Source organism: Nitrosomonas sp. (genome assembly GCF_024282095.1).
Taxonomy (GTDB): Bacteria; Pseudomonadota; Gammaproteobacteria; order Burkholderiales; family Nitrosomonadaceae; genus Nitrosomonas.
The window spans coordinates 1-11,057 of record NZ_JAMWZS010000059.1 but is presented as its reverse complement, the minus strand read 5'-3'; the positions used below and the strand labels follow the sequence as shown (position 1 = coordinate 11,057).

Here is an 11,057-nt window from a genome sequence, read left to right as displayed (position 1 = left end):
AATCATGTGAAATGTGAGTAACAAGATAAATTTGTGAGTAAGTTAGTGAGTAACTATAATACTCGCTAGAAAGTTACTCACATATTTATGTAACCTACTGGTTGAGGGTGTTTTCACATGAAACTGACTGACCCAATCATTAAAGCAGCAAAACCCAAAGCGAAGCCCTACTCACTTCCAGATGGTCATGGACTTGTTTTACTGGTTCAGCCTTCGGGTGCTAAATGGTGGCGATATCGGTATCGCTTCAATGCCACGGCGAAGATGCTTTCTATGGGCGTTTACCCTGAAGTGACATTGAAAGAAGCACGTAACCAGCAAGCGCGATTCAAAGAATTACTGGCACAGAGCATTGATCCTTCACAACACCGTCAAGAACAAAAGCAACTGGAAGCAATAGCGGCTGAAAATAGTTTTGAATCCATTGCCCGCCTATGGTGGACACAATGGAGCGCAGCACGCAATCAACGCCACGCAGATTATGTTATTCGTAGACTGGAAGCTGATATTTTTCCTGTTATCGGTAGAAAGCCTGTCACTGAGTTATCAGCACCAATGCTGCTAATGGCTATCAAGAAAATTGAAGCCAGGGGCGCACTAGATATTGCCAAGCGGGCATTAACCACTTGCAATCAGATCATGCGCTATGCCGTGGCACATGGACTGGCAGAACGCAATCCAGCCGCAGACATCAAGCCTTCCGATGTACTGAAACCTACCAAGAAAACCAACTATGCAAGGTTGGATCAAAAAGAATTACCCGAACTACTCCGCAAGATCGATGAATACGATGGACAACCATTAACAAAGCTGGCTTTGCAGCTGATGGCTTTAACGTTTGTCCGTACCAGTGAGTTAATCGGTGCCAGGTGGGACGAAATAGAGTTGGATAAAAAGCAATGGCGTATACCAGCAGAACGCATGAAGATGAAAACGCCGCATATTGTGCCCCTATCCGATCAGGCAATTGCCGTATTGGATAAAATCAAGAATCTGGCGGCCGATCAAATCTTGCTATTTCCAAGTGAACGCAGGGATGGCAAGACAATGAGCAATAACACCATCCTGTATGCACTCTACCGGCTAGGGTATCACTCCCGCATGACCGGCCACGGCTTCAGGGGAATAGCTTCAACGATCCTGCATGAACGCGGCTATAACCATGATCACATTGAACTACAACTGGCACATAGTAAGCGTGATGCAGTATCAGCAAGCTATAACCATGCTTTGTATCTGGAACCACGGGCGCGCATGATGCAGGATTGGGCGGATTATTTAGATGCAATAAAAACCGGGGCAACAATATTGCCATTTAAGGCAGCATAAATAGTTCAGTATCTTTTTATAGGGCAAGCTTGAAGGATTATCAATGGTAAAGCTGAACGATGATATAGAAAAGATTGTTGATGAATCAATGCTCTTCATTGATGGACTGCACGATACTAGTCAACTTAAAAAGCATGGATGCATGACTGTTGCGCAATGCGCTTTATTGCTATGTATGCATAACAATACGGAGAAACCAGATCGAAGCGAGGATGCCGGAACATACATAATGCTCGCCTTGCACGATATTAAACTTGGAAAACTTCAGGTTTTGCATCCTGAAACCCTGCTACCGTGGGCGGAATATATGAATATGATTCAAGCAGGGATGTATCGCAGTGACAATGAATTAGAGGCTCCTATGGTTACAGCAGGCTGGCTTGTACGCCTTGATGAGTGTGAAAAGTGGTATCACTCCAAGGGGCTTGGAATTGATTTGTCAGTCGTCAAATCTGACCTTGAAGTAATGGATAAAAATGCAGTATCAAATTCTGCAAAAGCAGAAACCCCTAAAAGTATATCAACTCAACAAGTAGCGGATGTTTTTCAAGAGCTTCACTATGGCAGTAAAAGGAAATGGAAAAAGTATCTTGCAGACCCGCCAGGATGGCTAAATAAATGTCGTTTATCAAAGGGTACTAAAGGCAGCAGAAAGGAAAGCGGGATTTGGGATCCTGTTAAAATTGCTCTCGAACTTCTCGATAAAGGAGTATCGGAGGCAGAGCTTAATATTCTATTCAAAAAACCAATGCTAAGGAATTACGCTGATGAATGGAAAGATCAAACTTATGATAACTAATCTTAAACTCATACTGCCATATCATGCCGTACACATACCGGATAATCACCCGCAGAACCGCATAAATCCTTGATTGATCATACCGCCGCATGAGGAAAAAATTAACGGTATGAAATGATTAGCCATCTACAACAACCAAGGATGGCTATCATGACACACAAGCAACAACTACCCACCCCAGAAACATTACCCGCTACCGGCAAAAGCCGGTACGGTCAATTCGAAAAGTTTAGTCCCGTAAGTCGCGAAAAATTCAGGCAATTAAGCAAAGAAGGACGCGCACCTAAGCCTGAACGCTTGGGTATCAGATGTACTTTTTACGACAATCATGAGCTGCACAAATGGCTTGCTGACCCCGTTAATTATAGAGCGGAGGTATAGACCATGACCACAAATAGAAACGCCCCGCTGGCAGGCAAGGGCGAATTTGGAAATACATCACTTTCAAATTATATCACAAAAAAATTTCCGCCATATGGCAAGCAGTTTGATGAATTCAGGCGCAAGGGTTTAATACCTGCTCAGCGGGTAATCGTTTCAACTGATTGGAAATTAGGTGAAGCTTATCCGCGTATCCTCATTCCTACTGATGCGAAAGTAGATAAGCTTATTTTCAGTTACTTAGCAGGATTATCCGTTCAAATAGTTCATCATACCGGTGAAGCTGAGTTGGTCGGCAATCTCATTGATGCAATTCTAAAAGTCAAACCGAAGGTTTTAACGCTTTTTAACTTCGATGTAGCCCAGCAAAAAGATCCACGATATTCAGCATTCACTTTGATCCACCCGGCTTGGGAAATTATTCAATATGATCTTTAAAACTGTGCAAGCTCCACCTGATACGCAAAAAGCTTATAGCACCGCTTTGAATCACGAAGCAATTGATAAGCGTAAGGCATTACAAAAGAACGCAGAGCCACCGGAACCATTGCCAGAACTTCCAGAAGTCATGCAGTTTGATTATGACTTTCTGCCTGGCGCTATTCGGGATTACGTTGTCGATATTTCCGAAAGAATGCAATGCCCACCTGATTTTGCTGCGGTTAATACTTATGTGATGCTGAGCGCTCCAATTGGCTGCAAAATTGGTATAAGACCGAAGCGACGCGATAACTGGGTAATCGTACCCAATCTTTGGGGCGCTACCATCGGCGGATCTGGTGTTATGAAATCGCCAAATCGAACTGAAGCTTTTAGGCCACTGAAGCAATTGCAAGTTGATATTTCTGTTGAGATAGCAAAACAGAATGATGAAATCATTAAACAATTGAATGCAATGTTTGCCGGTGAAGAAATTAAAAAATCGATTCGGCGCACGGAGGCGAAAAAGCGATTAAAGAAAGACGAGGAAGCCGATATTTCAGACTTGATAATCGACCATGCAAAACCTGAGATAAAGGAAAAAACGCCCCCCAGATTCATAACCAACAATGCGACTGTTGAAGCACTTGGGCAGCTTATGATTGATAACCCAAACGGGATTCTATTTGAAGCTGATGAATTGATTGGGTTACTAAAGAATCTGGATAAGCAAGGCCAAGAAGGTGCACGTGCTTTTTATCTTACCGCTGCTGACGGCAATCAATCATACACAATAGACAGGATTATCCGAGGTACAAACTTACATATTGAATCCGCCTGTTTATCGATTATCGGCGGCATACAACCTGGTGTATTGAGTGAATATGTTAGGGATGCATTATCAGGCGGTGCGGGTGCTGATGGCTTATTACAACGTTTTGGCTTGATGGTATACCCAGATATATCACCAAACTACAAATATGTTGATAGATTCCCTGATAAGAAAGCAAAGCAAACAGTTAATGATCTGGTGAAAAAATTGCATGGTCTTGATGTTGTGGCTATAGCAACCATTGGCGAATTTTGCAAAACACCATACCTTCAATTTGATGATGCTGCGCAAGAAGTTTTTATTGAATGGCTTTGCAAACTTGAAACTAGACTAAGGTCTGGAGAAGATCACCCGGCTATCGTGTCGCATCTATCCAAGTATCGAAAGTTAATACCTTCATTAGCGTTAATCAATCATTTGTGTGATAGCACTGAGAGAAAAGTTACTGAATCTGCTTTGCTACGCGCTTTGGCTTATAGCGAGTACTTAGAGAGCCATGCACGGCGGGTATACAGTCATGGTACACAGCCCGGTATTGATGCTGCAAAGGCTATCTTAGGTAAGCTAAAAGCCGATAAATTAAGCAATCCATTCTCATTGCGTGATGTTTACAAAAATCATTGGACGGGCATTGATACGCCAAAGAAAGCGCAATCCGCCATAGAGGTATTGCTTGATTACAGTCACCTGATAAAAGAAGAAATCTTCACAGATGGCAGACCATCAACCTTATATCACTGGGTGAAGGTGTAAATCATGAGTGATTACCTTGCCAAATTAAAAAAGATTGAAAGCGGAAAAAAATTCAGCGATACCGCAATAACTGAGGTATCAAAAGTATCAGAAGTATCTTTTGGCACTTTTGATACTCCCATCACGGTGGATATTGAAAAAAAATTATCTTTTGTAACAAATGAATCATTTCAAATCGAATTGATTAGAGCTTGGCTGCATACAATCGGGGAGCCGGAAGAAGATCATTTTCTTGTGCTGGATAAATGCAAAACCGATCCTGATGCGCTGCAATACTTTTTAAGACATGCACGAGGTGAATTTGATGAGATGCAGAATTAGAATAAAAAGACAAATAAAACATGAAACTATAGTATAATAATCAATATTTTACAATGTTACAGGAAAACAAAATGAATACCAGAATTACTTTAGAACGTGATTCACGATATGTTGAAGCAAAGACCAAACTGGTTGAATTGCAGCTTGAACTTCGGAAGCTGGAAGATGAGCGCGACGGACACTTAAGACAACTCAGCGATTTATCCAATGGCAAACAGCAGAAATCAAGATTGGATGCACAAGCCGAAGCTTTATTAAGTGGCAAAGATAGCAACATACCGGGCGGCACCGATTTTATCCGCAAAACTTATTCTGAGTTGACAGCGAAAATTGCTGTCCATAACCGAGCTATTGAACTTCACAGATCCAGTTTGAATGAATTGACTGTAGAAATCAGCAAAGAAATAGCCCTTTAAGTTCTGCCTCAACATACCGCGAATATTAAAGCTATCGTCAAGGCTGTGCTTGAATTAGAGCAAGCATTAGCAAACGAATATAATTTGCGTGACCAACTACATACGGCAGGTGTCAGCAACACGGACGTTATTCGACCAATGCCCTTTCGTGGAGTAGGCTTATTGAAAGATAATCAAAGCCATGTCAGCCGATATTTGCTTGAGTGCTTGGAGTTTGGATTCATTACTAAAAATGAATTGCCCGGAAGCTTACATCCTCACATCCCGAGCAAGGGAAACCCAGCAAAAAACACAGTGAAGCCAGTAACAAAAGCTGGCGACTGGTTGAGCTTGAATTAACCATAGATTTACTTGGAGATAACTATGCAAGAAACAGCGAATATTACCCGCAGAGGTGCAAAGAATCGATCAATCGAAAGCATTCCTGAATTTAGACAACACCTAGCGAGGGAAGGAATAACTTTTCAGGAGTGGGAACAGCGAAACAAACAGGCGATACCAGATGCAATAACTGAATCACTTTTACTTCGACTTAGATATTTAAAGGCAAAGAATAGATAAGCTAAATACCCGTAGCCGGGAGATTACCTTCCGGTTAAGGGGTACCGGGGCACATTCATTCCCTACAGCATCAATAAAAGGTACCGCATGATGACTAAACTAATGCACGGTCAAAATAGGAATTTGAAAAATGGCATGTCCCGGATGGGTGGGTAATATCTCTACAGCTTTAATGAAGTAGGACCGCTCAATGACATCAAGATAACGCTAACACGCAAAAAAGACAGAAAACATTGTGCACGCGCACATGCACGCGCGCGAGAGAACGATATGAAAACTAAATTACCGCGAGAAATAATGACTATGGTTAACCGTAAATCGCATGCCCTGGGTCAAACTTACGCAGAACAAACTAAGCAACAATTACTTAAAGAACTGGATTGCATGCGTTCTAAGGGGGCTACATTAAACGATCTAGAAAAGTACATAGAGAGAAGCACGCCAATCTTTACATCGTCATAACCCCCTCATGGGTGTTAACTGTTTTGTTTTCTACGTCGCGCAATGAATCCAATCAAACCTAAACCAGCGAGCAACATTGCATAAGTTTCTGGTTCTGGGATAGGAGCAGCAGGAATAAATATTGGTTGAGGGTTAAACACGGTATCCGAAGTGTAGGATAAAATAAATCCTCTAGTATTAGCTAATCCGCTAATAGGATCGATAAGAGTACCATATCCTAAGATTTGCCCATTGTCATTGATTGCTGTCACCTGAATATTAGACCAATTATTTCCTATAACAACGTCCAGTAGTGAAAGATCCGTCATACCGCCATGACTATACAGAAACGAATGGGCTTCTGGAGTTTCTAAACTAGCAATTCCCACTACTTCTCCGGCATTATTAATATCTGTTGCTTCACTAAATGACCCACCAAAGGTACCCAAATTTGTTATTCCGACACCATTTTCACCTGTAACGTAAGCTTGAATGCCATAACTCGCACCAGATCTACCTACAACTTGTCCTGAATCATTGATAGCAGAAGCAAGACTTGCCAATCCTCCTGGTAACGGTTGAACTGGAGTTATTACCTTGCCATCTGGACCAGTGATAAAAGCGGTTCCATTAATTTGTCCCACAAGTCGCCCCGATTCATTAATATCGACAGGAATCGTCTGACCTATATTTTTGACCGTCACTCCTACCCCATCTGGACCTGTGATGAAAGCGCGGGCTGAGGTATCACCCGCTACTTGTCCAGAGTTATTAATACTGCTTGCCCGACTAAACTCACTAGGAAATGGAACATTTAAGTCTCTCATTCCTAGGCCATCAGGACCAGTTATAAATGCATGAGTTGGTCCTTTATTCGCGAGCTGAGCTTGTCCTACTACCTGTCCTAAATCATTAATACCATATGCAACACTTCGATCTCCACCAAGCGTGCCCAAATCCTTAAAACCTACGCCGTTTTCTCCAGTCATATAGGCATGGAATATTTGTGGATCACCAATGAAATAAGAACCCACTACCTGTCCAAGATTATTAATATCTAAAACTTGTTCTTGATTATTAGCGCCTAAAAAAATTCGTGCATCCAATGCTTTTATCGACCAGTCTGCATGTGCAATCAAAGGCATTGATAGAGCAGAAGCAATTAATGTTATTTTTATTAATTTTTTCAATTTCTTATCTCCGTAATTTGAAATTTTTCGGATGATCATAGTAGCAATGTTGTTTTACAAAATATATAAGCATTTATTTAGTTTAAAAATATGCCGCTATAAAAAAATTGACACCGCTATCGGTTCGGGATTATTCTTTATTTAAGTGCTCAAAACACTTCTCAAAGCGGATAGACCCGCGCCCGATAGTCGTGGTTTTTTTGCGTCCAAAATTTGTAATGGCCGGGCGTTAGGCTAATAAAATACCTGCTTATGCAGGGAATATGCCAGCCGTCTTTGAGCGGTTTTGAGCACCTGGCCGCCCTTTCATAAGGGGCGAATATCAAAAATTCTCAAAGGAGGCCATCATGGCTGCTCAAACCAAAAGTGACAAAACATCCACAAATCCCGAAGTAGAAGCCTTACGCAACAAAATTATTGATATAGATGCCCTATCTCAAAGTGGATTTTCACAGATCGAATCTATTGCACATCTCGCATTATTGTCATTACAAACCCCAGATGGTTATCGTCATATCAGAGATATTGCCTTTGCCCTTGAAGCAATTCGTCATAAAGCTCAAGACATTCAGAGCTGCATAAATAGCACCGCTGAAGATGTTGACTGCAACTATATCGACGAATCTAAGCATCTACGCATGAACGCTCACAGAGAATTTATTAGAGAGGCTTAATCATGAATATCCGAAATCAAGCGAAGTAATTCAATTTCCAGGTAAGTGAGATAAATTAACCCGCCCGAGTGGCGGGTTTTATTGCGCAAAGTTTTTTCCTAAAATTGAGGTGAAAACGAGGGGTACATTTCAAAATGTGAGTAACTTTGTGAGTAACTTTTACTTCACAAAAAACTACATGCTTATGGATAGTTGGTTTTAGACTATGATATGAATCCCTCTCTCGACATAATGCTCAACCGCACTACAGCACAAAATCCAACGATGTCAGTCCGGCGCTATAACCGACCAGTAACACTTCCATTTCCGCTGCTACAGTACCTGTTGTGTTGATTGATACGAGCGTATCAGCACCATTGATTTGATAGCTTACCTGCCAGTCACCCGTGATCGGACCGCTGCCGGCGAAGACAAACGCTTGATCGCCCGATAACCCTGGATTGGTATCGATCGAACTGAGATTGATACGATCGGCAGCATCGAAATCGGTAACAACATCGCGATTAGCCACGCCGGTGCCGCTATCCGCAATGGTAGTGTAAACAAAGGTATCAGCATCGGCACTACCGCCAGACAGGGTGTCGCGACCGAGTCCGCCTGTTAACGTATCGGCGCCCAGGCCTCCGTTAAGATTATCGTCGCCGGCCATTCCTAGAAGTTTATCAGCGCCGTTGCCGCCATTCAGCGTATTTGCAGCGACATTGCCCGTGAGAGTATTGGCTAATGCATTACCGCTACCGTTGATCGCCAGCGTACCCGTAAACGTCAGTTTTTCAACATTGGCGATTGGCGCCAGATCGAAGGTAAAGCCGACTTTGATGGTATCAGTACCCCCGCCTGCAAGTTCGGTTACCTGGTCGCCACTGCTATCCAGAACATACGTATCGTTGCCCAGTCCTCCGATTAAAACATCATTACCAAGCTTGCCATCGAGTGTGTCGTTGCCGTCATTACCTGTCAAAGTGTTCGCCACGTTGTTGCCGTTGATGGTGTTATTGAGGCTGTTGCCAGTAGCATTGATCGCTGCAACTCCGGAGAGCGTCAGTTTCTCAACTTCTGCAGGCAGCGTATAGGTTACACTTGAAGTTATTGTATCAATGCCCTCACCAGCGAATTCAACAACTTGGTCGAGCATGGTGTTAATGACATATTTGTCGTCGCCGAAACCACCATGCATGGTATCGGTACCGACACCGCCATTCAGCAAGTCATTACCCGAGCCGCCAAACATCAAATCATTGCCGTTATTACCGAATATCGAATCATCGCCAAATAAGCCGGTGAGCACATCGTTACCGGTACCTCCATTAAGCACATCACGAATATTGGTACCACGTAACGTGACGCCACCAGCACCTGTAGTTTGAGTCAGGATATTATTGAGGCTATCGTAGGACCAATTGGTGAGATCCGCGCTGTTGAGTCCATAGATATTCTGGATGGCGGCAATGTCGAGAGCAGCAAGATGGACCAGCGGACCACCTAGTTGACTCATGATCGTCAAACTCGGATCATCGACTGCCAACACTTGATCATGCAGCACGCCGGCGGCACTCGTCCAAGTCTCAGTGGGGTGCTTCAGTCCGAGGGCATGCCCGATCTCGTGCAGAATAAGACCATAATCAAACTGCCCTGCGGTGAGAAAGTCGCTATTAAGCAGCACATTGCCTGCACCATTCCAACCATCGAGATAATTTGGGAAAGAGAAAAAGTTCCAGTTACCGAATGGATAGAAGCCGACACCACCAGAACTGTCGTAGGGAGAACCTGTAAAATCGTAGGCGGAAAAAGTGATTTCGCTTGCACCGGCTGGCACTTCGATAAAAGTGAGGCCACTGGCATCGCCCCACTCGGCAAGTGCAGCACGGATCTGCGTCTTCTGGGCACTGGTAAAAGCCTGGAAGGTGGCGAAAGCAGGCGAACCGATGACTCCTTCATCGGTAGCAGGAGCGCTAGTGGCAAAAGAATATGTTATCAGAGCCGGTCGGTTGGTGACTTCAATGCCACTCCAGTAGGAGCCTGTCAGTAAAGCGGTATGGTCAGTTACGATTGGCATAATAAAAGTCCAATAACAAAGAAGATGGTATTGCTATTGTATCAGTACAAAATATTCTATCAATCCATCTCGTCTTCATGCGATGAATCAGCTTTTTTGCTGACCGCCTACTAAAACAGTCTTTCATATGTCAGAATAATCCTAGCTACAGAGCAAGCTTTAATTACGCATTATGCTACTATAGATCTACTGCTTAAGCAGAATAAAATCAATGAATAACAATCCGGAGCAAAAAATTATGATCAAGAAAATTGTTAAAGCGTTTTGCTTGAGTGTAGCCTTAGCCGGGCTGCTTTCAGCATGTTCATCCACACAAAAAATAACCACCTCAGTCAGAACCGCAACTGAGCAGCTATTGATTACCGAAGCGGTGATGCGTAGTCTGCCCAAGCAACCTGACTTACCTTTTCCTATTCCGCGGGGCGCAACTGTTAAGCTGGATATTACCGGAATCAGCGCGGACAAAGATGTGGTAAAAGGAATTGTTGCAGGATGGTTGGGATTACACGGTTATATTGTTCAGGATGAAAATGCGAGCCACCGTATTAATATCGTAGTCAATTCGCTCGGCACCGAACTAGCGACTACTTTCTTCGGAATTCCGCCCATTCAGGCCTCGCTGATACCCATCTCATTACCTGAATTATCGCTGTACAAAGCAGAAAATCAATCCGGATACGCACGGTTCCATTTCGATATTTTTGAACTGCCCTCCGGCCGTTTTCTGGCATCGTCCTCCCCGTTTCTTGCCGGCACTTTTTATAATGCATACACCGTATTACTCTTATTCACATTTAACAAAACTGACCTAGGGTCTGTTGACATTTCACATAGGTAACCATAGATACCCACATGCCATAGCGACCATGCTTTCGTAATTTCTC

General features: G+C 43.2%; 12 protein-coding genes. 10 read left to right on the top strand and 2 right to left on the bottom strand.

Translation table 11 applies throughout. The features are described from left to right. The first annotated feature begins 117 nt into the window (after window positions 1–117). The 8 genes from Q0K92_RS12405 to Q0K92_RS12370 all read left to right on the top strand — a co-directional run bounded on the left by Q0K92_RS12405 (window position 118) and on the right by Q0K92_RS12370 (window position 5,590). Window positions 118–1,329, top strand: coding sequence for a tyrosine-type recombinase/integrase (locus tag Q0K92_RS12405; RefSeq protein ID WP_297326109.1), 1,212 nt, complete (start codon window positions 118–120; stop codon window positions 1,327–1,329). 43 nt (window positions 1,330–1,372) lie between these two features. Continuing rightward, window positions 1,373–2,128: a hypothetical protein gene (locus Q0K92_RS12400; RefSeq protein ID WP_297326108.1), complete on the top strand. Its 756-nt coding sequence runs from the start codon at window positions 1,373–1,375 to the stop codon at window positions 2,126–2,128. Window positions 2,129–2,278: 150 nt separating this feature from the next. Next, window positions 2,279–2,509 carry a transcriptional regulator gene (locus Q0K92_RS12395; RefSeq protein ID WP_297326107.1) on the top strand — a complete coding sequence of 77 codons (231 nt, stop codon included), beginning with the start codon at window positions 2,279–2,281 and terminating at the stop codon, window positions 2,507–2,509. A gap of 3 nt (window positions 2,510–2,512) precedes the next feature. Continuing rightward, entirely contained in the window at window positions 2,513–2,947 is a 435-nt protein-coding gene (locus Q0K92_RS12390) for a hypothetical protein (protein ID WP_297326106.1), read from the top strand. After that, window positions 2,937–4,514, top strand: coding sequence for a YfjI family protein (locus Q0K92_RS12385; protein WP_297326105.1), 1,578 nt, complete (start codon window positions 2,937–2,939; stop codon window positions 4,512–4,514). The genes Q0K92_RS12390 and Q0K92_RS12385 overlap by 11 nt, the downstream gene beginning before the upstream one ends. A 3-nt stretch (window positions 4,515–4,517) precedes the next feature. Then, window positions 4,518–4,835 (top strand): hypothetical protein, encoded by a 318-nt coding sequence (locus Q0K92_RS12380; RefSeq protein ID WP_297326104.1) that lies wholly within the window; start codon window positions 4,518–4,520, stop codon window positions 4,833–4,835. Window positions 4,836–4,906: 71 nt separating this feature from the next. Beyond that, window positions 4,907–5,251: a hypothetical protein gene (locus Q0K92_RS12375; protein ID WP_297326103.1), complete on the top strand. Its 345-nt coding sequence runs from the start codon at window positions 4,907–4,909 to the stop codon at window positions 5,249–5,251. 45 nt (window positions 5,252–5,296) lie between these two features. Beyond that, window positions 5,297–5,590, top strand: coding sequence for a hypothetical protein (locus Q0K92_RS12370; RefSeq protein ID WP_297326102.1), 294 nt, complete (start codon window positions 5,297–5,299; stop codon window positions 5,588–5,590). A gap of 698 nt (window positions 5,591–6,288) precedes the next feature. On the opposite strand, the gene Q0K92_RS12365 is transcribed toward Q0K92_RS12370, so the two are convergent. After that, the gene (locus Q0K92_RS12365; RefSeq protein WP_297326101.1) at window positions 6,289–7,482 is read right to left on the bottom strand and encodes a PEP-CTERM sorting domain-containing protein; all 1,194 of its coding nucleotides are present in this window, start codon (window positions 7,480–7,482) and stop codon (window positions 6,289–6,291) included. A 308-nt stretch (window positions 7,483–7,790) separates the two neighbouring features. Between Q0K92_RS12365 and Q0K92_RS12360 the strand changes: the two genes are divergently transcribed. Beyond that, the gene (locus tag Q0K92_RS12360) at window positions 7,791–8,117 is read left to right on the top strand and encodes a hypothetical protein (protein ID WP_297326100.1); all 327 of its coding nucleotides are present in this window, start codon (window positions 7,791–7,793) and stop codon (window positions 8,115–8,117) included. A 244-nt stretch (window positions 8,118–8,361) separates the two neighbouring features. On the opposite strand, the gene Q0K92_RS12355 is transcribed toward Q0K92_RS12360, so the two are convergent. Then, window positions 8,362–10,173, bottom strand: a complete 1,812-nt coding sequence (locus Q0K92_RS12355; protein WP_297326099.1) for a hypothetical protein — start codon at window positions 10,171–10,173, stop codon at window positions 8,362–8,364. A gap of 211 nt (window positions 10,174–10,384) precedes the next feature. On the opposite strand from Q0K92_RS12355, the gene Q0K92_RS12350 reads away from it, so the two are divergent. Then, on the top strand, window positions 10,385–11,011 hold the full coding sequence (locus Q0K92_RS12350) for a hypothetical protein (RefSeq protein WP_297326098.1): 627 nt from the start codon (window positions 10,385–10,387) through the stop codon (window positions 11,009–11,011). Window positions 11,012–11,057: the final 46 nt, after the last annotated feature.

Bases quoted from the DNA above. Each gene is read 5' to 3' on its own strand.
- Q0K92_RS12405 (WP_297326109.1), top strand. From the start codon at position 118: ATGAAACTGACTGACCCAATCATTAAAGCAGCAAAACCCAAAGCGAAG.
- Q0K92_RS12400 (WP_297326108.1), top strand. From the start codon at position 1,373: ATGGTAAAGCTGAACGATGATATAGAAAAGATTGTTGATGAATCAATG.
- Q0K92_RS12395 (WP_297326107.1), top strand. From the start codon at position 2,279: ATGACACACAAGCAACAACTACCCACCCCAGAAACATTACCCGCTACC.
- Q0K92_RS12390 (WP_297326106.1), top strand. From the start codon at position 2,513: ATGACCACAAATAGAAACGCCCCGCTGGCAGGCAAGGGCGAATTTGGA.
- Q0K92_RS12385 (WP_297326105.1), top strand. From the start codon at position 2,937: ATGATCTTTAAAACTGTGCAAGCTCCACCTGATACGCAAAAAGCTTAT.
- Q0K92_RS12380 (WP_297326104.1), top strand. From the start codon at position 4,518: ATGAGTGATTACCTTGCCAAATTAAAAAAGATTGAAAGCGGAAAAAAA.
- Q0K92_RS12375 (WP_297326103.1), top strand. From the start codon at position 4,907: ATGAATACCAGAATTACTTTAGAACGTGATTCACGATATGTTGAAGCA.
- Q0K92_RS12365 (WP_297326101.1), bottom strand. From the start codon at position 7,482: ATGATCATCCGAAAAATTTCAAATTACGGAGATAAGAAATTGAAAAAA.
- Q0K92_RS12360 (WP_297326100.1), top strand. From the start codon at position 7,791: ATGGCTGCTCAAACCAAAAGTGACAAAACATCCACAAATCCCGAAGTA.
- Q0K92_RS12355 (WP_297326099.1), bottom strand. From the start codon at position 10,173: ATGCCAATCGTAACTGACCATACCGCTTTACTGACAGGCTCCTACTGG.
- Q0K92_RS12350 (WP_297326098.1), top strand. From the start codon at position 10,385: ATGAATAACAATCCGGAGCAAAAAATTATGATCAAGAAAATTGTTAAA.